The organism is Bradyrhizobium aeschynomenes (genome assembly GCF_013178945.1).
Taxonomy (GTDB): Bacteria; Pseudomonadota; Alphaproteobacteria; order Rhizobiales; family Xanthobacteraceae; genus Bradyrhizobium; species Bradyrhizobium aeschynomenes.
Map to the genome: position 1 here is coordinate 666128 of NZ_JABFDM010000003.1, position 21817 is coordinate 687944.

18 protein-coding genes are annotated in these 21817 nt (G+C 65.6%); all 18 read left to right on the forward strand.

Annotated features, from left to right (window positions below; genetic code table 11):
* The first annotated feature begins 136 nt into the window (after positions 1–136).
* The 18 genes from ytfQ to HL666_RS34410 all read left to right on the forward strand — a co-directional run bounded on the left by ytfQ (position 137) and on the right by HL666_RS34410 (position 21772).
* Positions 137–1102 (forward strand): galactofuranose ABC transporter, galactofuranose-binding protein YtfQ, encoded by a 966-nt coding sequence (gene ytfQ, locus HL666_RS12105; RefSeq protein ID WP_172133499.1) that lies wholly within the window; start codon positions 137–139, stop codon positions 1100–1102.
* Positions 1103–1339: 237 nt separating this feature from the next.
* The gene (locus HL666_RS12110; protein ID WP_172181603.1) at positions 1340–2890 is read left to right on the forward strand and encodes a sugar ABC transporter ATP-binding protein; all 1551 of its coding nucleotides are present in this window, start codon (positions 1340–1342) and stop codon (positions 2888–2890) included.
* Positions 2887–3876: an ABC transporter permease gene (locus HL666_RS12115; RefSeq protein ID WP_172181605.1), complete on the forward strand. Its 990-nt coding sequence runs from the start codon at positions 2887–2889 to the stop codon at positions 3874–3876. The genes HL666_RS12110 and HL666_RS12115 overlap by 4 nt, the downstream gene beginning before the upstream one ends.
* Complete coding sequence (yjfF, locus tag HL666_RS12120; protein WP_172112195.1) at positions 3876–4901, forward strand: galactofuranose ABC transporter, permease protein YjfF; 1026 nt, start codon at positions 3876–3878, stop codon at positions 4899–4901. Before HL666_RS12115 ends, yjfF begins: the two co-directional genes overlap by 1 nt.
* The gene (locus HL666_RS12125) at positions 4898–5641 is read left to right on the forward strand and encodes a FadR/GntR family transcriptional regulator (protein WP_172181607.1); all 744 of its coding nucleotides are present in this window, start codon (positions 4898–4900) and stop codon (positions 5639–5641) included. The genes yjfF and HL666_RS12125 overlap by 4 nt, the downstream gene beginning before the upstream one ends.
* Positions 5638–7374 (forward strand): IlvD/Edd family dehydratase, encoded by a 1737-nt coding sequence (locus tag HL666_RS12130; protein WP_172181609.1) that lies wholly within the window; start codon positions 5638–5640, stop codon positions 7372–7374. The genes HL666_RS12125 and HL666_RS12130 overlap by 4 nt, the downstream gene beginning before the upstream one ends.
* A 9-nt stretch (positions 7375–7383) precedes the next feature.
* On the forward strand, positions 7384–8313 hold the full coding sequence (locus tag HL666_RS12135) for a dihydrodipicolinate synthase family protein (protein ID WP_172133503.1): 930 nt from the start codon (positions 7384–7386) through the stop codon (positions 8311–8313).
* Positions 8314–8316: 3 nt separating this feature from the next.
* Positions 8317–9243: a Gfo/Idh/MocA family protein gene (locus HL666_RS12140; RefSeq protein ID WP_172181611.1), complete on the forward strand. Its 927-nt coding sequence runs from the start codon at positions 8317–8319 to the stop codon at positions 9241–9243.
* Positions 9244–9247: 4 nt separating this feature from the next.
* Positions 9248–10327, forward strand: a complete 1080-nt coding sequence (locus HL666_RS12145; protein WP_172181613.1) for an aldose epimerase family protein — start codon at positions 9248–9250, stop codon at positions 10325–10327.
* 2 nt (positions 10328–10329) lie between these two features.
* Positions 10330–11211 (forward strand): SMP-30/gluconolactonase/LRE family protein, encoded by an 882-nt coding sequence (locus tag HL666_RS12150; protein WP_172181782.1) that lies wholly within the window; start codon positions 10330–10332, stop codon positions 11209–11211.
* A 107-nt stretch (positions 11212–11318) separates the two neighbouring features.
* Positions 11319–12389, forward strand: coding sequence for a multiple monosaccharide ABC transporter substrate-binding protein (gene chvE / locus HL666_RS12155; RefSeq protein ID WP_172112189.1), 1071 nt, complete (start codon positions 11319–11321; stop codon positions 12387–12389).
* 124 nt (positions 12390–12513) lie between these two features.
* A complete protein-coding gene (mmsA, locus tag HL666_RS12160) occupies positions 12514–14064 on the forward strand; it encodes a multiple monosaccharide ABC transporter ATP-binding protein (protein WP_172181615.1) in 1551 nt (516 codons plus the stop codon).
* 21 nt (positions 14065–14085) lie between these two features.
* Complete coding sequence (gene mmsB, locus HL666_RS12165) at positions 14086–15276, forward strand: multiple monosaccharide ABC transporter permease (protein ID WP_172112187.1); 1191 nt, start codon at positions 14086–14088, stop codon at positions 15274–15276.
* A 642-nt stretch (positions 15277–15918) separates the two neighbouring features.
* The gene (locus tag HL666_RS12170; RefSeq protein WP_172181617.1) at positions 15919–16242 is read left to right on the forward strand and encodes an STAS domain-containing protein; all 324 of its coding nucleotides are present in this window, start codon (positions 15919–15921) and stop codon (positions 16240–16242) included.
* Position 16243: 1 nt separating this feature from the next.
* Positions 16244–16609: a response regulator gene (locus HL666_RS12175; RefSeq protein WP_172112185.1), complete on the forward strand. Its 366-nt coding sequence runs from the start codon at positions 16244–16246 to the stop codon at positions 16607–16609.
* Positions 16600–18654 carry a chemotaxis protein CheA gene (locus HL666_RS12180; RefSeq protein ID WP_172181619.1) on the forward strand — a complete coding sequence of 685 codons (2055 nt, stop codon included), beginning with the start codon at positions 16600–16602 and terminating at the stop codon, positions 18652–18654. Before HL666_RS12175 ends, HL666_RS12180 begins: the two co-directional genes overlap by 10 nt.
* On the forward strand, positions 18644–19174 hold the full coding sequence (locus HL666_RS12185) for a chemotaxis protein CheW (RefSeq protein WP_172112183.1): 531 nt from the start codon (positions 18644–18646) through the stop codon (positions 19172–19174). The genes HL666_RS12180 and HL666_RS12185 overlap by 11 nt, the downstream gene beginning before the upstream one ends.
* Before the next feature lie 192 nt (positions 19175–19366).
* Positions 19367–21772 (forward strand): methyl-accepting chemotaxis protein, encoded by a 2406-nt coding sequence (locus HL666_RS34410; protein ID WP_376698591.1) that lies wholly within the window; start codon positions 19367–19369, stop codon positions 21770–21772.
* Positions 21773–21817: the final 45 nt, after the last annotated feature.

Below are 21817 nucleotides of genomic sequence, written 5' to 3' on the forward strand. Positions count from 1 at the left end.
AAATAATATGACTAGTCAGGTCGGAGGTTCCGTGGAATAACGGAGCCGTCAGCCACCGGAGGCTGACGATAACGGTGCGAAGCACCGCTGTGAGCGGTCGTACCGAGAACAGATACTTTGTGGGAGAGAACGTCTGATGACCCTGAAAGCCCTCTTTGCGGCCTCGGCAACGGCCGCCCTGCTGCTTGCCACCTCCGCCAGTGCCGCTGAGCTGACCGTCGGCTTTTCGCAGATCGGATCCGAATCCGGGTGGCGCGCCGCCGAGACCTCGGTCTCGAAGTCGGAAGCCAGCAAGCGCAAGATCAACCTGAAGATCGCCGACGCGCAGCAGAAGCAGGAAAACCAGATCAAGGCGATCCGCTCCTTCATCGCGCAGGGCGTGGACGCCATCTTTCTCGCGCCGGTCGTGGCCTCGGGCTGGGACGCCGTGCTGAAGGAAGCCAAGGAAGCCAAGATCCCGGTCGTGCTGCTCGACCGCGACATCGATCCCGCGGGCAAGGACCTCTATCTGACCGCCGTCACCTCCGACAGCGTGCATGAAGGCGCGGTCGCCGGCGAGTGGCTCGCCAAGACCGTCGGCGGCAAGGACTGCAACGTCGTCGAGCTGCAGGGCACCGTCGGCGCCAGCGTCGCCACCAACCGCAAGAAGGGCTTCGACTCCGTCGTCGCCAAGAATGCCAACCTGAAGGTCGTGCGCAGCCAGACCGGCGAGTTCACCCGCGCCAAGGGCAAGGAAGTGATGGAGAGCTTCATCAAGGCCGAGAACGGCGGCAAGTCGATCTGCGCCGTCTACGCCCACAACGACGACATGATGGTCGGCGCGATCCAGGCGATGAAGGAAGCCGGCCTGAAGCCGGGCAAGGACATCCTGACCGTCTCGATCGACGCGGTGCCGGATATCTTCAAGGCGATCGCCGCCGGAGAGGCCAATGCGACCGTCGAGCTGACGCCGAACATGGCCGGCCCGGCCTTCGATGCGATCGTGGCCTTCAAGGAGAAGGGCACGGTGCCGCCGAAGTGGATCCAGACCGAGTCGAAGCTCTACACGTCGGCCGACGAGCCGATGAAGGTCTACGACAGCAAGAAGGGCCTGGGCTACTGAGCCTGAGAGTCCGATGAATGCCGTCGTCCTGGCCTAGTGCGCAATTGCGCACCTGGAGCCAGGACCCATAACCACCGGCTCTGATGAGGCCCACGGTATTGGCCAAGTGCCTCAATCAACCCATCCGCGTTATGGGTCCCGGCTTTCGCCGGGACGACAGAGATGGATCGCTGACGCCCGCACCTCTTGCGGACGTCAGCTTTCTGGATATTGGCCGGGTAACTCGTGTAGTTCGTCATGTCTGATCCTTCAGCTCCGCCGGCGACGCGTCCCTCGCTCCTGGACATCCGCGGCCTGTCGAAGAGCTTCGGTACGCTGAAAGCGCTCGATGGCGTCGACTTCACGCTGGGTGAGGGCGAGATCCACGCGCTGCTCGGCGAAAACGGTGCCGGCAAGTCGACCCTGATCAAGGTGGTCACCGGCGTGTTCGCGCGTGATGCGGGGACGGTGCGGCTCGCCGGCCGCGAGATCGCACCGCGCTCCGCCAAGGACGCCGTCGATGCGGGCATTGCCACCGTCTATCAGGAAGTGAACCTGTTGCCGAATCTGTCGGTGGCGCAGAATCTGTTTCTCGGCCGCCAGCCGACGCGTTTCGGCGTCGTCCGTGAGGGCGAGATGAAGCGGCGCGCGCGTGCGCTGCTGTTCGACTACGGTCTCGACATCGATGTCGGCGCGCCGCTTTCGAGCTACTCGGTTGCGGTCCAGCACATTACGGCCATCGCGCGCGCGGTCGATCTGTCGGCGCGCGTCCTCATTCTCGACGAGCCGACCGCGAGCCTCGATCGCCACGAGGTCGAGATCCTCTTCAGCGTGATGCGCAAGCTAGCTGAGCGCGGCATCGGTATCGTCTTCGTGAGCCATTTTCTCGATCAGGTCTACGAGATCTGCGACCGCGTCACCGTGCTGCGCAACGGCCGGCTGATCGGCGCGCGCGACATCGCCGACCTGCCGCGGATCGATCTGATCAGAATGATGCTGGGCCGTGAGCTTGCCGAGACCACGCATGAGCGCGCGGCGAGCCAGCCCGACACGGCGCGCGAAGTCTGCGTCAGCTTCAAGGGTTTCGGCAAGCAGGGCTATGTCGCGCCGTTCGACCTCGAGCTGCGCCGCGGGGAAGTCGTCGGGCTCGCCGGCCTGCTCGGATCGGGTCGGACCGAGACGGCGCGGCTGGTGTTCGGCGCCGAGCGCGCCGACAGCGGCGAAGCCAAGATCGGCGGCAAGGCGATCAGGCTGAATTCGCCCCGCGATGGCGCAGGATTCGGCTTCGGCTACTGCCCGGAGGAGCGCAAGACCGAGGGCATCGTCGCCGATCTCACCGTGCGCGAGAACATCGTGCTGGCGCTGCAGGCGCGGCGTGGGCTGCATCGTCCGCTGTCGCGGCGCGAGCAGGACGAGATCGCGATGCGCTACATCCGCATGCTCGACATCCGCCCGCCGGACCCGGAGCGGCCGATCGGGCTGTTGTCCGGCGGCAATCAGCAGAAGGCGCTGCTCGCGCGCTGGCTGGCGACATCGCCGAAGCTGCTGGTACTCGACGAGCCCACGCGCGGCATCGACGTCGGCGCACATGCCGAAATCATCCGTCTCGTCCGCGAGCTGTGCGAGCAGGGGTTGGCGCTGCTGGTGATTTCCTCCGAGCTCGACGAGATCGTGACCTACTCGAACCGCGTGGTCGTGCTGCGCGACCGCGCCCATGTCGAGGAGCTGAAGGGCGACGCCGTCGAGGTGTCCAGCATCCTCGCGGCGATTGCTGCGGATACCGCGCCGGCGCACGAGGCCGCATCATGACGCTCCGCATCCCCCGCCGCGGCATGGCACAGGCGCTGGCACTGATCATCATCCTGATGATCGATCGTCTGGTCTCGCCGCAGTTCTTCAACCTGCATCTGCAGGACGGCCGTCTCTTCGGCAGCGTCATCGACGTGCTCAACCGCGGCACGCCGGTGGCGCTGCTGTCGCTCGGCATGGTGCTGGTGATCGCCACCGGCGGCATCGATCTCTCGGTTGGCGCGGTCATGGCGATCGCTGGCGCCACCGCCGCGAGCCTCGCCGATACGCATTCGTTGCCGGTGGTCATCGCGTCGGCGCTCGCCGTGGGCCTGGCCTGCGGGCTGTGGAACGGCATCCTCGTCGCCGTGCTGCGGATCCAGCCGATCGTCGCGACGCTGATCCTGATGGTCGCGGGCCGCGGCATTGCGCAGCTGATCACCGAGGGCCGCATCGTCACCTTCACCTCGCCCGATCTCGTGTGGATGGGCAACGGCGCGGTGCTCGGCCTGCCGACCCCGGTCGTGATCGCCTTGGGGATGCTGCTGGTGACGGCGGCTGTCGTGCGCGGCACCGCGCTCGGGCTTCTGATCGAGGCGACCGGCGGCAACGCCCGCGCCAGCGAGCTGTCGGGCGTCGGCACCCGCGCCATGATCCTGTCGGTCTATGTCTGGTGCGGGCTCTGCGCCGCGCTGGCCGGCGTCATCGCTGCGGCCGACATCATGGGCGCGGATGCCAACAACGCCGGTCTTTGGCTCGAGCTCGACGCGATCCTCGCGGTCGTGATCGGCGGCACCTCGCTATTCGGCGGGCGCTTCAGCCTTGTGCTCGCGGTGGCCGGCGCGCTGATCATCCAGGCCATGAACACCGGCATTCTGCTGTCGGGCTATCCGCCGGAGCTCAATCTGCTGGTGAAGGCCGTCGTCGTGCTGGCCGTGCTGCTGGCGCAGTCGCCGCGGCTCGGCGATCTCTCGCGCTTCACCGCGCGCTGGCGGAGGACGAAGTGATGAAGGCCTCGACCTCGGTTGCGATCACCGCCTTCGTGCTCGTTGCCGGCTTCGCGCTGTGCGCGCTGCAATTCCCCAACATCGCCTCGACCCGCGTCGTTGCCAATCTGCTCACCGACAACGCCTTCCTCGGCATCGTCGCGGCCGGCATGACCTTCGTCATCATCTCCGGCGGCATCGACCTCTCGGTGGGCTCGGTGATCGGCTTCACCACGGTGTTCACGGCGCTCGCGATCGAGCGCTGGGGGATTCCGCCGCTCGCCGCCTTCGCGATGGTGCTCGTGCTGTGCGCGCTGTTCGGCGCCGCGATGGGCACCGTCATCCATGTGTTCGAGCTGCCGCCCTTCATCGTGACGCTCGCTGGCATGTTTTTGGCGCGCGGCGTCAGCTTCCTGCTGTCGACCGAGTCGATTCCGATCACCACGCCGATCTACAGCGCCGTTTCGGATTTTGCGATAAGGCTGCCGGGCGGCGGGCGGCTGACCGCGATAGCGATTGCGATGCTCGTGATCCTGGTGCTCTGCGCGCTTTTGCTGCACCTGACGCGGTTCGGCGCCAACGTCTATGCGCTTGGCGGCAGCCGTGCTGCGACGGCGCTGATGGGCATCCCGGTCGGGCCGATGACGATCCGCATCTATATGCTGTCCAGCGTGCTCGCGGGCCTCGCCGGCATCGTCTTCTCCTTCTATACGGCGGCCGGTTATTCGCTGTCGGCGGTCGGAGTCGAACTCGACACCATCGCGGCTGTCGTGATCGGCGGAACCTTGTTGACGGGCGGGCAGGGCTCCGTCATCGGCACCTTCCTTGGCGTCCTGATCCAGGGCATGATCCAGACCTACATCAACTTCGACGGCACGCTGTCGAGTTGGTGGACCAAGATCGCCACGGGGGTTCTGTTGTTCGTCTTCATTGCGCTGCAGCAAGGTCTGATGGCGCTCGCGCGCCGTTCATCGCTCAAACCGGCCGGCGCCAAGCTGGCTGGGGCCAAGTCTCCTGAAGTCAAGCCAGCGGGTGCGCTGACATGACGTCGTCGCATCTCGTCTCGATTCCGACCCGCCGGGCGCATTCCAACCACGCCGAGGTCGCCCGCAGCATCGGCATCGACATCATCTCGGGGCGGCTCAGCGAGGGCACGCGGCTGCCGGGCGATGCCGAACTGACGGCGACGTTTGGAGTCTCCAGGCCGGTACTGCGCGAGAGCGTCAAGACTCTGGTCGCCAAGGGTCTGCTCTCGACCAAGGCGCGCGTCGGCACCGTCGTGCGCGAGCGCTCCGCCTGGAACATGTTCGATCCGGACGTGCTGGCGTGGCATCTCGACGCCGGCATCGACAAGCGCTTCCTCGCCGATCTCGCCGAGATCCGGCTGGCGATCGAGCCGCGCGCGGCAGCGCTCGCGGCCGAACGCCGCAGCGAGGACGACGTCGCCGCCATGCGCACCGCGATGGCGCAGATGGAGCGCGAGCCGTCGACCTCGGTCGCCTTCGCCGACGCCGATCTCGCCCTGCACATCGCGATCGCCAATGCGTCGGGCAATCCCTTCATGCGCTCGATCGGCGCGGTCATCGAAGCGGCGCTGCGCGCCTCCTTCGTGCTGAGCGCTCCGGTCGAGACCGCCGATCGCGACACCGTGCTGGTCTGGCACCAACGCATCATCGATGCGATCGCCGACGGCAATCCCGAGGGCGCCTCGGAAGCCATGATCGAAGTCATCTACAACGGCCGGCGGCGTCATGCGCAATCGGCTGCACGAACGGACCAGGAATGAGCAACGACAAATCAGACAAGCAGCTGCGCAGCCAGGCGTGGTTCGGCCGCCAGGACAAGATGGGCTTCTATTATCGCTCATTCCTGAAGAACAGCGGCACGCCGCAGGACCGCTTCGAAGGCCGTCCAGTCATCGGCATCTGCAACACCTGGTCGGAGCTGACGCCCTGCAACGCGCATTTCCGCGTCATTGCCGAGCACGTCCGCCAGGGCGTGCTCGATGCCGGCGGCTATCCGCTCGAATTCCCGGTCTCCTCGCTCGGCGAGGTGACGATGCGCCCCACAGCGATGCTGTTCCGCAACCTCGCCTCGATGGACGTCGAGGAAGCGATCCGCGCGCATCCGCTCGACGGCGTGGTGCTGCTGATGGGCTGCGACAAGACCACCCCGGCGCTCCTGATGGGTGCGGCCTCGGCCGACCTGCCGGCGATCGGCGTGTCCGGCGGCCCGCAGCTGCGCGGCGTCTATCGCGGCCAGATCATCGGCTCCGGCACCAACATCATCTCGATGAGCGAGCAGCTGCGGGCCGGCGAGATCACCTTGAAGGAATTCCACGAGGCCGAAGCGGGAATGAACCGCTCCGCCGGCAGCTGCATGACCATGGGCACGGCTTCGACGATGGCTTCGATGGTCGAGGCGCTCGGCATCGGCCTGCCGGAGAACGCCGCGATCCCCGCCGCCGACGCGCGCCGCAATCTGCTGGCCCGCATGGCCGGGCGGCGCATCGTCGAGATGGTCAACGAGGACCTCAAGCCGTCGGATATCCTGACGCGCCAGGCGTTCGAGAACGCGATCCGCACCCTGGCCGCGATCGGCGGCTCGACCAATGCCGTGGTGCATCTGCTCGCCATCGCCGGCCGTGTTGGCGTCGAGCTCTCGCTCGAGGATTTCGACCGGCTGTGCCGCGACGTGCATTGCCTTGTCGACCTGATGCCGTCGGGCCGCTTCCTGATGGAGGATTTCTACTACGCGGGCGGCCTGCCGGCGGTGCTGCGCGCGCTCGGTGAGCGCGGCCTGCTGCACAAGGACGCACGCACCGTCAACGGCAAGACGCTGTGGGACAACGTCGCCGAGGCGCCGAACTACAATGCCGAGGTGATCACGCCGTTCGAGACCCCGTTTAAGACCGAAGCCGGCATCGCGATCCTCAATGGCAACCTCGCACCGAACGGCGCGGTCATCAAGCCGTCGGCGGCCTCGCCGGAGCTGATGAACCACACCGGGCGCGCGGTCGTGTTCGAGAGCGTCGAGGAGATGCACGACGCTGTTGACGACGACAATCTCGACATCGACGCGTCCTGCATCATGGTCCTCAAGAACTGCGGCCCGAAGGGTTATCCGGGCATGGCCGAGGTCGGCAACATGCCGCTGCCGGCAAAGGTGCTGCGCCAGGGCGTCCGCGACATGATCCGCATCTCGGATGCGCGCATGTCCGGCACCGCCTACGGCACGGTGGTGCTGCATGTCGCGCCCGAAGCCACCGTCGGCGGACCGCTGGCGCTGGTCAAGAACGGTGACATGATCACGCTCGACGTTCCCGGCCGCAGGCTGCATCTGCATGTCAGCGACGAGGAGCTGGCCGCGCGCCGCGCCGCTTGGACGCCGCCGAAGCCGCATGCGGATCGCGGCTATCAGAAGCTCTACATCGACCACGTGCTGCAGGCCGATCGCGGCGTGGATTTCGACTTCCTGGTCGGCCGCACCGGGTCGCCGGTGCCGCGTGACAATCACTAAGAGGGCCCCATGACCGCTTCCGCCAAAAAGCTCTACAAGGGCGTCTTCCCGGTCGCGCCGACCATCTTCGACGCCGATGGCCGCCTCGACCTCGAGGGCCAGAAGCGCGCGATCGACTTCATGATCGATGCCGGCTCGCACGGCATCTGCATCCTCGCCAATTTCTCCGAGCAGTTCGTGCTGACCGACGACGAGCGCGATCTGGTCATGACCACGGTGCTGGAGCATGTCGCGGGTCGCGTGCCGGTGATCGTCACGACCACGCATTTCTCGACCTTCGTCTGCGCCGAGCGCTCGCGCCGCGCGCAGGACAAGGGTGCCGCGATGGTCATGGTGATGCCGCCCTATCACGGTGCGACCTTCCGCGTCCCCGACAGCTCGATCTACGAGTTCTATCGCGGCGTGTCGGATGCGATCTCGATTCCGATCATGGTGCAGGACGCGCCGGTCGCAGGCACGCCGCTGTCGGTGCCGCTGCTGGCGCGCATGGCCAAGGAGATCGAGAACCTCGCTTACTTCAAGATCGAGGTGCCGCGCGCCGCCGACAAGCTGCGCGCGCTGATCGAGGCAGGCGGCGAGGCCATCGAAGGTCCGTGGGACGGCGAGGAGGCGATCACCCTGATGGCCGATCTCGATGCCGGCGCCACCGGCGCGATGACCGGCGGCGGTTATCCCGACGGCATCAGAAAGATCATCGATCCGTATTTCGCGGGAGATCGCGACGCTGCGGCTGCCGCCTATGAGCGCTGGCTGCCGCTGATCAACTACGAGAACCGGCAGTGCGGCCTTGCGACCTGCAAGATCCTGATGAAGGAGGGTGGCGTGATCAAGCACGACACCCTGCGAAGCCCCCAGCCGCCGATCCATCCGGCGACGCAAAAGGGCCTGATCGAGATCGCGCGCCGGCTCGACCCGCTCGTGCTGCGCTGGGGACGCTGAGCCATGAGCGAGCTTCGTGTCGCCATCGTCGGTTTCGGCAAGATCGCTAGGGATCAGCACGTGCCGGCGATCGCCGCCACCGACGGCGTGACCCTGACCGCCGTGGCGAGCCGCAACGCCTCGCTGCCCGGCCTGCCGCATTTCGGCTCGATCGAGGAGCTGCTGCGCGACGGGCCGGAGATCGATGCGGTCTCGCTGTGCACGCCGCCGCAGGTGCGCAGCGCGCAGGCGCTTGCTGCGCTCGACGCCGGCAAGCATGTCATGCTGGAAAAGCCGCCGGGCGCCGCCGTCACCGAGCTCGATCCGCTCATCGCGCTCGCGGCGGCCAAACAGCGCACACTGTTCGCCACCTGGCACTCGCGCTACGCGCCCGCCGTCGAGCCGGCGCGGGAGTGGCTGGCGTCGCGCCAGATCCGCAGCGTCCGCATCGACTGGAAGGAGGACGTCCGCGTCTGGCATCCCGGTCAGGCCTGGATCTGGGAGCCGGGCGGTCTCGGCGTGTTCGATCCCGGTATCAACGCGCTGTCGATCCTGACGCGCATCCTGCCCGAGCCGGTGTTCGTCACCGAGGCCGAGCTGTCGTTCCCGTCGAACTGCCAGGCGCCGATCGCAGCCAATCTCTCGATGTCCACGGCGAGCGACCTGCCGATCGCGGCCGAGTTCGATTTCCGCCAGACCGGGCCGCAGAGCTGGGACATCCGCATCGAGACCGATGCCGGACAGCTTAAGCTGTCGCTGGGCGGCGCGCGGATGACGGCGGATGATCAGGTGATGATCGACGAGAAGGAGCGGGAATATCCCGGCCTCTATCGTCGCTTCGTCGAGCTGACCAAGACTGGCGCCAGCGACGTCGATCTCGCGCCGCTGCGGCTGGTGGCCGATTCCTTTCTGCTCGGCCGCCGCACCATCGTCGAGCCGTTCGAGGATTAAAGCCATGGCAGAGACGCGGATCACCAGGGATGTGTTTGGCAGCCTGCCTGACGGCCGCGAGGTCGAGCGCGTCACCTTGCGTGGCGCCGACGGCTTCGAGGCGCGGATCATCACCTTCGGCGCCGCGTTGCAGGCGCTGCTGGTGCCGGATGCACATGGCGCCGTCGACGATGTCGTGCTCGGCCATGACGACCTGCTGAGCTACGTCAAGCTCCGGAAGTTCTTCGGCGCCACCGTCGGCCGTTACGCCAACCGCATCGCCGGCGCGCGCTTCACGCTCGACGGCGACGACGTGCGCCTGGAGGCCAATGACGGCGCACACGCGCTGCATGGCGGGCCCGATGGCTTCGACCGCAAGCTCTGGCAGATCGTTGCCACCGAGGACGGCGAACAACCCTCGGTGACGTTGCTCTACGTCAGCCCGGACGGCGAGGCGAACTACCCGGGGCGGCTCGACGTCCGCGTCACCTATCAGCTGACCGGCCCGATGGAATTGTCGGTGACCTTCGCGGCGCGGACGACGCGCACCACGATCGTCAATCTGACCAACCACAGCTTCTTCAATCTCGATGGCCTCGCGGCCGGCACCGGCATTCTCGATCATCGTCTCACGCTCGCGGCAGACCACTATCTCGCGATCGACGAGACCGCGGTCCCGCTGCCCGGGCCGCCGCACGACGTCGCCGCCACGCCGTTCGATTTCCGCGACGCGCAGGCGATCGGCGCGCGCATCCGCGCCGACGATGCGCAGATCAAATGCGGCCGTGGCTATGACCACAATTTCTGTCTGCGTGGCGGCGACGGCGTGCGCCTCGCAGCCCGGCTGGAGTCGCCGCGCTCGGGCCGCGTCATGGAGCTGCACACCGATCAGCCCGGCCTCCAGGTCTATTCCGGCAACTACATCGATGCGACCGTCAGCGGGAAGGGCAGGGTGTTCCGGCAGTCCGACGCGCTCTGCCTGGAGCCGCAGGTCTGGCCGGATACGCCGAACCGCCCGGATTTTCCGAGCGCGCGTCTCGCGCCTGACGAGGTCTACAAGCACGAGACCATCTATCGCTTCTCGACCACGGGAGCGTCCGCATGATGATGGAGAAGGTGCCGACGACGGTGCTCTGCGCCGAGCATTGTCATCTCGGCGAAGGGCCGACCTATGATCCGGCGACCGACACCGCCTGGTGGTTCGATATCCGCGAAGGCCTGCTGTTCGAAGCCAGCATCGCCAGCGGCGAGGTTCGCCGTCATGTTCTGGGAAAGATGGCGAGCGCGCTCGGCCGCATCGATGCCCAGCGGCAACTGATCGTCGCCGAGGACGGACTCTACATCCGCAGCATCGCCGACGGCGCGCTGGCGCTGTATCGGCCGCTCGAAGCCGACAATCCGGCGACGCGGTCGAACGACTCGCGCGTGCATCCCTCCGGCACGTTCTGGATCGGCACCATGGGCCGCAAGGCCGAGCGCGGGCTGGGCGCGATCTACGCGCTGCATCGGGGCGAGGTCGTCCGCCTGTTCCCGAACGTCACCATCCCCAACGCGATCTGCTTCTCGGCCGACGGCGCGACTGGCTATTTCGCCGATACCGACGAGAACGTGCTCTACCGCGTCGCGCTCGATCCGCACACCGGCCTGCCGCGCGGCGAGCCGGAGGTGCTGCTGCGCCATACCGGCGTTGGCGGCCTCGACGGCGCCGTCGTCGATGCCGAGGGCCGCATCTGGAACGCGCGCTGGGGCGGTGGTTGTGTCGACGTCTATAGCCCGCAAGGCGAGCATCTGCACTGCATCGCAGTTCCGGCCAGCCAAGCGAGTTGTCCCGCTTTCGTCGGCCCCGATCTGTCACGCCTGCTGGTCACCTCGGCCTGGCAGGACATGGACTCCGCGGCCAAGGCGGCCGACCCCGGCCATGGCCAGACGTTTCTGCTCGACGTCGGCGCCCGCGGTCGCGCCGAGCCCGACGTCGTGCTGTCGATCTGAGAGGAGGAACATTCAGTCAAGCGTCGTTCAGCCTAACAGCTAACTGGTATCAAGATACGCAATCGCCTAGTCTTGTCGAAATTCGAAAATCCAAGAGGGAGTGAAGCATGCTGAATTTCAAGACCATCATGGCCGCCGCACTGGCCGGCCTCGGCGCCCTGGCGCTGTCGAGCGCCGCCATGGCCCAGAGCAAGGGGACCGTTGGCATCGCGATGCCGACCAAGTCGTCCGCGCGCTGGATCGACGACGGCAACAACATCGTGAAGGTGCTGAAGGAGCGCGGCTACGCCACCGACCTGCAATATGCCGAGGACGACATCCCGAACCAGCTCTCGCAGATCGAGAACATGGTGACCAAGGGCGCCAAGGTGCTGGTCATCGCCGCGATCGACGGCACCACGCTGTCGGACGTGCTGAAGCAGGCCAAGGCCAAGGGCATCACCGTGATCGCCTATGACCGCCTGATCCGCGACACGCCGAACCTCGACTATTACGCGACCTTCGACAACTTCCAGGTCGGCGTGCTGCAGGCGCAGTCGATCGTCGACAAGCTCGGCCTGAAGGACGGCAAGGGTCCGTTCAACATCGAGCTGTTCGGCGGCTCGCCGGACGACAACAACGCCTACTTCTTCTACAACGGCGCGATGTCGGTGCTGCAGCCCTACCTCGACTCCGGCAAGCTCGTGATCGGTTCCGGCCAGAAGGGCATGGACAAGGTCGCGACCCTGCGCTGGGACGGCGCCACCGCCCAGGCCCGCATGGACAACCTGCTGAGCGCCTTCTACGGCAAGAAGCGTGTCGACGCGGTGCTGTCGCCCTATGACGGTCTCTCGATCGGCATCATCTCCTCGCTGAAGGGCGTGGGCTATGGCAGCGCCGACCAGCCGATGCCGGTGATCTCGGGCCAGGACGCCGAGGTGCCGTCGATCAAGGCGATGCTGCGCGGCGATCAGTACTCGACCATCTTCAAGGACACCCGCGATCTCGCCAAGGTGACCGCCGACATGGTCGATGCCTCGCTGGCCGGCAAGGAAGTCCCGGTCAACGACACCAAGACCTACAACAACGGCGTCAAGGTCGTGCCGTCCTATCTGCTCAAGCCGGTCGTGGTCGACAAGAGCAACTGGGAGAAGGTCCTGGTCGACAGCGGCTACTACAAGAAGTCGCAGTTCCAGTGATCCCGGTCTAACAATCGAACAACCCCCTCCCCGGTCTCCGGGGAGGGGGATATCTTATTGGAGCTCGCGCGGCGGGGGCGAGCGGCGTCACAACAGAGTGGCGTCAGAACAGAGACATGAGACGATGACCGCAATCCTGGAAATGCGCAACGTCAGCAAGAGCTTTGGCAACGTCCAGGCCCTGCGCGACGTCAGCTTCACCGTCGAGCCCGGCGAGATCCACGCGCTGGTCGGCGAGAACGGCGCCGGCAAGTCGACCCTGATGAAGGTGCTGAGCGGCGTGTATCCGCACGGCCGCTACGAAGGCCAGATCATCTTCGAGGGCGAGGAGCGAAAGTTTCGCGACATCAATGATTCCGAGGCGCTCGGCATCATCATCATCCACCAGGAGCTCGCGCTGATCCCGCTGATGTCGATCGCCGAGAACATCTTCCTGTCGCACGCCCCGTCGCGCTTCGGCGTCATCGACCGCGACGAGGTCTACCGCCGTACCCAGCAATTGCTGGCCCAGGTCGGCTTGAAGGAATCGCCGGACACGCTGATCACCGATCTCGGCGTCGGCAAGCAGCAACTGGTCGAGATCGCAAAGGCGCTGTCCAAGCGCGTCAAGCTTTTGATCCTGGACGAGCCGACCGCCAGCCTCAACGAGGCCGACAGCGCCGCGCTGCTCGACCGCCTCGTCGCCTTCCGCGAGCAGGGCATCTCCTCGATCCTGATCACGCACAAGCTCAACGAGGTCTCCCGCGTCGCCGACCGCATCACCGTGCTGCGCGACGGCCGCAGCGTCGACGGCATCGACTGCCGCGCCGAGCCGGTGCTGGAGGACCGGATCATCAAGAGCATGGTCAACCGCGACATGGCGCACCGCTTTCCCGAGCGCCAGCCGAAGATCGGCGAGCCGGTGTTCACCGTCGAGAATTGGTCGGTGTTCCATCCGCAGCATCCTGAGCGCCGCGTCATCAAGAACGTCGATTTCCAGGTCCGCCGCGGCGAGATCGTCGGCATCGCCGGGCTGATGGGCGCCGGCCGCACCGAATTCGCAATGAGCCTGTTCGGTCGTTCCTGGGGCGTCAACATCAGCGGCCGCGCCCGTCTGGAAGGCCACGACGTCAATCTCACCAGCGTGCCGGCCGCGATCGATGCCGGCCTCGCTTATGTCACCGAGGACCGCAAGCAGCTCGGCCTGATCCTGGCCGACGACGTTCGCAAGAACATCACGCTGGCCAGTCTCGCCCAGGTCGCGCCGAAGGGCGTGATCGACGACATCGCCGAGCTCAAGGCCGCCTCAGGCTACCGCGGCCGCATGCGCATCCGCTGCTCTGACGTCTACCAGGAGGCCGGCCAGCTCTCCGGCGGCAACCAGCAGAAGGTCGTGCTGTCGAAATGGCTGATGACCGATCCCAAGGTGTTGATCCTGGACGAGCCGACCCGCGGTATCGACGTCGGCGCCAAATATGAGATCTACTGTATCATCCAGGAGCTTGCGGATGCCGGCCGGGGTGTGGTGGTGATCTCGTCGGAAATGCCGGAGCTGCTCGGAATCTGCGACCGGATCTGCGTCGTGAATGACGGCGCCTTCGTCGGCGAGTTCGCAGGCCCGGACGCGACGCAGGAAAAGATCATGCGCGCCATCATGCGCAACGAAGCCCTTACGAACCAGGAGACGGCCGCCTGAGCGGCCGGGAGGACACCAGCCATGACCGACAAGACGGTTTCACTCCCGGAAGAGAAGCCCCATAGCGGCTTTCTGAAGAACAATCTGCGCAGCTACGGCATGCTGATGTCGCTGTTCGTCATCATGCTGTTCTTCCAGATCATGACCGACGGCACGTTGCTGCAGCCGCTCAACTTGACCAACCTGGTGCTGCAGAACAGTTACATCGTCATCATGGCGCTGGGCATGCTGCTGGTCATCGTGACCGGGCATATCGACCTCTCGGTCGGCTCGGTCGCAGGCTTCGTCGGCGCGGTCGCGGCCGTGCTGATGGTGCGCTATCACATCGACTTTCCGCTTGCCATCATCGCCTGCCTGATTGTCGGCGCCGCGATCGGCGCGGCGCAGGGCTATTGGGTGGCCTATTTCGGCATTCCCTCGTTCATCGTCACGCTTGCCGGCATGCTCGTGTTCAAGGGCCTGGCACTGGCGCTGCTGCAGGGCCAATCGGTCGGCCCGTTCCCGGCAACGTTTCAGAAGCTGTCGTCGGGCTTCATCCCGGAGCTGTTTCCCGGCGCTGCCCATCTCAATCCGACGTCGCTCGCGATCGGCGCGGTGCTGACGCTGATCCTGGTCTATGCCAGCGTGAAGGGCCGGGCGCGCGAGGTCGAGCATGGCATCGAGGTCGAGCCGTTCGGCGTGTTCGCCGCCAAGAACATCGTGCTGGCCGGCGTGCTGATGTACTTCACCTACCTGATCGCCTCGCATCGTGGCCTGCCCAATGTGCTGGTCATCATGACCGCGCTGATCGCGCTGTACGGCTTCATGACGCGGCGTACCGTGGTCGGCCGGCAGATCTACGCGGTCGGCGGCAACGCCAAGGCGGCCAAGCTGTCGGGCATCAAGACCGAGCGGCTGGTGTTCCTGACCTTCGTCAACATGGGCGTGCTCGCGGCGCTGGCGGGCCTGATCTTCGCGGCCCGCCTCAACACCGCGACCCCGAAGGCGGGCCTCGGCTTCGAGCTCGACGTCATCGCGGCCTGCTTCATCGGCGGCGCCTCGGCCTATGGCGGCGTCGGCCGGGTCGGCGGCGCCGTCATCGGCGCCATGATCATGGGCGTGATGAACAACGGCATGTCGATCCTCGGCATCGGCATCGACTATCAGCAGGTCATCAAGGGCCTGGTGCTGCTCGGCGCCGTCTGCATCGACGTCTACAACCAGCGCCGCTAGCAACTACGAAACTCCTTCCCGGCGCGTCGACGGTTTGCAGCTGCGGGGAGGGGGAGCCACGACCGCGACGCGCGGCGTATCGCCGCGGGTCATCTGCTAGTCATCTCTGCTGATCGTTGAAGCGCCCGCATGAGGGCCGTTCGGGAATGGAGCGGCCGGGCAATTGCGCCGGACCGTAGTCTTCCGGCCCGCCAGTGCGGCAGTTCGCGTGAATTCCTTTAACTGACGCATTGATATCAGCTGCGGCAACTGGCCGAGCTGAAATGCATGTGCACGACGATCACCTTACTGCCGCGCGCGGGATCAACCTTGAAGCGACGCCCACAGGACCACCGGCGATCGCCGTGGCTCGTGTGCGTTGCTGTCGCCCAGCCCGGCGAAGCGGGCCGAGCAGCCTTTCAAGTAGATAAGAAGGCTTCGCACTCGCATGGATGCGGCAAGCGCCGGTCGCGAACAGCTCCAGGTAGAGGCGCCGTAATATTACGGCTCTCATATTTAACTCTCCAACAATCGAGTTCCACGCAATTTGACCGAGTTACGGCGAGCAATGCGGCCCCGTCGGTCGGGTGAATCCAAATCAGGTGTTGCCAGCGGCGTATCGGCGCCGCGGCCGGAGTTCGGCGGACCACGGATGCTTCAAAAATGACGGACACGATCCCGACGACAGAGCCTGACGACGCCGGCGACATGCAGCGGGCGCCCCATGCGCTTCCTCAGATGCTGGATCTGACGCAGGCGGCGCAGCTGCGTGAGGAGATGATCCGGATCGCAGCCGACAGCAGCATCGTGCTCGATGCCAGTGGGGTCGAACGGATGTCGACGCCCTGTGCTCAGATTCTGCTTGCCGCTGCCCGCAGCGCGCAGGCTGCCAACAAGCCCTTCAGGATCACGCAGGCCTCCGAACTGTTCAGGACGGCGATCACCGACCTCGGACTTCGGTACGAACTCGATAAGTGGATGGAGTGACATGACCAAGCGAATTCTCGCAGTCGACGACTCGAAGACCATGCGCGACATGGTGTCCTTCACGTTGAAGAAGGCCGGCTTCGACGTTGCAGAGGCCGAGGATGGCAAGGCCGCGCTGAACGTGCTGACCGGCGGCAAGTTCGATCTGATCATCACCGATCTGAACATGCCGAATATGGATGGCATTTCGCTGATCAAGAACGTCCGGGCCGGCAGTCAGCACCGCGCGGTGCCGATCCTGATCCTGACGACCGAGAGCGATGGCGCCAAGAAGGCCGACGGCAAGGCGGCTGGTGCAACCGGATGGCTGGTCAAGCCATTCAATCCCGAGCAGCTGATCGCGACGGTCAACCGCGTATGCCCGTAAGCTCCGAGCAGGAATCCTATCCGGTCGCGCAGTTCCGCAAGACCTATTTCGAGGAATGTGCGGAGCTGCTGGACGCCCTGCAGTCCAACCTGGAGCTGTTGTCTTCCGGGCAGGAGGACGACGAGACGCTGCATGCGATCTTCCGATCCGTGCACTCCATCAAGGGCGGAGCGGGGGCCTTCGGCTGCACCGATCTGGTGGCCTTCTCTCACACCTTCGAGAGTCTGCTGGACGCCTTGCGCGACCACAAGATCGCCGCGAGCCAGGAGATCAAGCAGCTTCTGCTGCGCGCCAGCGACGCGCTTGCGGACATCGTCAACGCAGCGCGGCTCGAGCACCAGCTGCCGCCCAATTTTGCCGCCGATACCAGCGCCGCGATGCTGGATGCGCTGCAAGGCGCCGGGCAGGCGTTCGAGGTGCCGGCTGGCTCTGCCGCGGTGGAGACGAAGTCGCTCAGCGAGCAGAGATATCGCATCAGGTTTCGGCCGCACACGGAGATGCTGAAGAAGGCGAATGAGCCGCTGCTGCTGATCCGGCAGCTGCGCAAGCTCGGCGTGCTCAGCACCGAGGTGGACAGCTCCAGCCTGCCGGCGCTCGCCGCGCTGGATCCCGAGGCGGCCTACCTCAATTGGACATTCACCTTGGACACGGCGGTGCCGCGCGGGGCCGTCCAGGACGTGTTCGAGTTCGTCGAGGACGATTGCGATCTCGACATCGAGCTGGTCGAGGTGGCCGCCGGTCCGGTGGAGGCGGCTCCCAGTGATGCCGGCGGCGCAGTCGCGACGGCCGTCGCCGCGGTCAGCGTCGCACAATCCATTCGCGTCGACGTCGACAAGGTGGACCGGCTGGTCAATCTGGTCGGCGAGCTGGTGATCAGCCAGGCGATGCTGACCGAGCAGGGTCTGTCGTTACCGGCCGACAAATATCCGCAGCTCATTCAGGGCATCGAGGCGCTGGCCCAGAGCGCCCGCGAGCTGCAGGAGAGCGTGATGGCGATCCGCGCCCAGCCGGTGAAATCGGTGTTTGCGCGGATGCCGCGGATCGTGCGCGAGCTTGCCGCCACCCTGGGCAAGGAGGTGCGCATCGTCACCTCCGGTGAGATGACCGAAATCGACAAGACCGTCATCGAGCAGCTTAACGATCCTCTGACGCACATGATCCGGAACGCGCTGGACCACGGCATCGAGCCGCCGGCCGAACGAGCCGCTGCCGGCAAGCCGCGCCAGGGCACGATCCATCTCTCGGCCGCGCAGCGCAGCGGCCGCATCGTCATCGAGGTGTCGGACGACGGCCGCGGCATCAATCGCGAAAAGATCCTTGCCAAGGCGAGAGCCCGCGGCCTGGTGCCCGCCGGCGCCAATCTCAGCGACGACGAGGTCGACGATCTGATCTTCCTGCCGGCGTTTTCCACCGCCGACGTGATCTCGAACATTTCCGGCCGCGGGGTCGGAATGGACGTCGTCAAGCGCAACGTACAGGCGCTGGGTGGGCGGATTTCGGTGCGCTCTCGTTTTGGGCAGGGCTCCTCTTTCTCGCTGTCGTTGCCGCTCACGCTCGCGGTCGTGGATGGCATGGTGGTGTCGGTTGGCGGCGAGACGTTCATCATCCCGCTCGTTGCCATCGTCGAGAACCTGCGTCCGCAGGTGTCTGAAATTCATCCTGTGGTCGGGCGCGGGCATGTCCTGGCGCTGCGTGGCGAATATCTTCCCCTTGTCTACCTGCACCGCGTGTTCTCGATCAGCGATGCGATCGGCGATCCCTGCCGCGGCATCGTCATCATCGTGCAGAGCGAGAACGCCGGCCGTGTCGGCATCGTCGTCGACGAGCTCCTCGGCCAGCAGCAGGTCGTGGTGAAGAGCCTCGAGGCGAACTACGAGCCCGTCGACGGCATCAGCGGTGCGACGATCCTGGGCAATGGCCGCGTCGCGCTGATCCTCGACGTCGCGCGCCTGCACGAGATCGACATTCGCGGGACGGCCGGCCGGTTGCCCGCGTCGGAGGATTCGAGAACTGAACCCGCAAAGGACATGATCCATGCAGCCTGACAACAAGCCGGCCGCGCATTTCGGCCAGGATGCGGCCGTCAGCGAGAACGTGCAGCAGTTCATCACCTTCACACTGGGCGAGGAGGAGTACGGCATCGACATCATGGTGGTGCGCGAGATCAAGGGCTGGACCGAGACGACGATGATTCCGAATTCACCGGCGCACGTGCGAGGCGTGATCAACTTGCGCGGCATCATCGTGCCGATCTTCGATCTGCGGGCTCGATTTGGCGTCGGCGTGACCATCCCGACCAACATGCATGTCGTGATCATCGTCGCTGCGGGAACACGCACCGTGGGCCTGCTGGTCGACACCGTATCCGACATCATCTCAGTCGATCCGAAGGAGATCCGCGAGGTGCCGGACATGGGCATGCCGGTCGAGGACCAGTTCCTCGAAGGCCTGGTTGCGATCGAAAACCGGATGGTGACGCTGGTGTCGCTGTCCGGGTTGTTCGGAATATCAGCGGATTCAGCCAATCGTACGGTCCCCCAGGCCGATGCGGCCGTGGCCGCCTAAACCCCCAAGCAGATTTGCGAGATCGTCATGAGCGACACTTTCGAGGACAACATCATGCAGGACTTCACCGCTGACGGCGCCCCCGGCGAGGACAACGCGGCAACCAAGAAGGCCCGGTCGCGGAGCAGCCGGCCGCGGCCTGCCGCCAAGGCGGCGCCTGCCTCGGACCGGACACCGGCGCGGGACGGTCAGATGGCGGACATCGCTGCACAGCTTGCGGCCATCAAGCGCTCCCAGGCGGTGATCACCTTTGCGCTCGACGGCACGATTCTCGATGCCAACGACAATTTCCTGAATACGCTGGGCTATACGCTGGCCGAGATCAAGGGGCAGCATCACTCGATGTTCGTCGATCCGGCCTATCGGGCCAGTCACGAGTATCGGCTGTTCTGGGACAAGCTTGGCCGCGGTGAATACGATGCGGGCCAGTACAAGCGGATCGGCAAGGGCGGCCGCGAGGTCTGGATCCAGGCCAGCTACAATCCGATGATGGACTCCAAGGGGAAGCCGTATCGGGTGGTGAAATGCGCCACCGACATCACCGAGCAGGTGATGCGCAATGCCGATTTCAGCGGCCAGATCAGCGCCATCAACAAGGCCCAGGCGGTCATCGAGTTCACGATGGACGGCAAGGTGCTCAATGCCAACGAGAACTTCCTGAACACGCTCGGCTATACGCTGGGCGAGATCAAGGGCCAGCATCATTCGATGTTCGTCGACGGTGCCTATCGCAACTCGCCCGAGTACCGCGTGTTCTGGGACAAGCTCGGTCGCGGCGAATACGACGCCGGCCAGTACAAGCGCATCGGCAAGGGCGGCAAGGAGGTCTGGATCCAGGCCAGCTACAACCCGATCACGGGACCGGACGGCAGGCCGTTCAAGGTCGTGAAGTATGCGACCGACATCACCGAGGACGTGATCCGGAACTCCGATTTCAGCGGTCAGATCGCGGCGATCAGCAAGGCCCAGGCGGTCATCGAGTTCACGATGGACGGCAAGGTGCTCAATGCCAACGAGAACTTCCTGAATACGCTTGGCTATACGCTGGGCGAGATCAAGGGCCAGCATCATTCGATGTTCGTCGAGGGCGGCTATCGAAGCTCCAACGAGTATCGCATGTTCTGGGACAAGCTCGGCCGCGGCGAATACGATGCCGGCCAGTACAAGCGGATCGGCAAGGGCGGCCGCGAGGTCTGGATCCAGGCCAGCTACAATCCGATCGTGGGCCCCGACGGCAAGCCGTTCAAGGTCGTGAAATACGCCACCGACGTGACCGAGCAGGTGAAGGCTGCACAGGCGCTCGAGGCGACGGTCGGCCAGATCCAGAGCGTAGTTGCCTCGGCAAAGGCGAATGATCTGGAGCCGCGGATCTCGATGGCCGGAAAGTCGGGCGATCTCGGCGAGCTCTGTTCCGGCGTCAACGGCCTGCTCGACACGATGGCGGCACAGGTCAGGGCTGCGGAGGCGCTGCGGGCTGCCGCCGGGCAGATCCAGGACGCGGTGGCCGCGGCCAAGCAGAACGATCTGCGTCCGCGTATCCCGATGGATGACAAGGCGGGCGAGATTCAGGAGCTGTGCGGAGGCGTCAACGGCCTTCTCGACACCATGTCCTCGATCATCAGCGACGTCGCGGACAGCTCGCACACGCTGTCGAGCGCCGCCCGTGAGATCGCCACCGGCAATACCGACCTGTCGCAACGCACCGAGGAGCAGGCCGCCAGTCTCGAGGAGACCGCGGCGAGCATGGAGGAGCTGACCTCGACCGTACGGCAGAACGCCGAGAACGCGCAGCAGGCCAACAAGCTTGCTTCCTCCGCATCCGACGTTGCGATCAAGGGCGGCTCGGTCGTGGCCGAGGTCGTGCAGACGATGGATGGCATCACGCAGGCCAGCCGCAAGATCGCCGACATCATCGGCGTGATCGATGAGATCGCGTTCCAGACCAACATCCTGGCGCTGAACGCCGCGGTCGAAGCCGCGCGCGCCGGCGATCAGGGTCGCGGCTTCGCCGTCGTAGCGGCCGAGGTGCGCAACCTCGCGCAGCGCAGCGCCAACGCCGCCAAGGAGATCAAGGGGCTGATCTCCGACTCGGTGTCGAAGGTGGAGTCGGGCTCGCGCCTGGTCGACACGGCCGGCAAGACGATGGAAGAGATCGTGCAGTCGGTGAAGCGCGTGACGGATATCATGGCGGAAATTTCGGCGGCCTCGCAGGAGCAGCGCGGCGGCATCGAGCAGGTCAACAACGCCGTCACGCAGATGGACAAGGTGACGCAGCAGAACGCTGCGCTCGTCGAGGAAGCGGCGGCCGCCGCCAAATCGATGGAAGAGCAGACCGCGACCATGGCCGAGATGGTCGGCCGGTTCATGGTGCTGCCGGAATTCGAGCAGAGCCGGCCTCATCCGGCGCGGACTGGAAACCCGGTGGTCGACCGATCGCTGGGCGCAAGCAAGGAGAAGCTCGCTGCGATGCGCAACGCGGCTGCCAAGCCCGCGCCGGCATCCCCCCGGCACTCCGCTCCGGCAGCCAGATACTCCGAGACCGAGCCGACGCGTCGCCGCGTCGTCGGTGCGGGAGATGCGGATTGGAAGGAGTTCTGACGCTCGCGGGGCGCCTCTGTGGCGCCCCGCAGGGTCTGGGAGGTG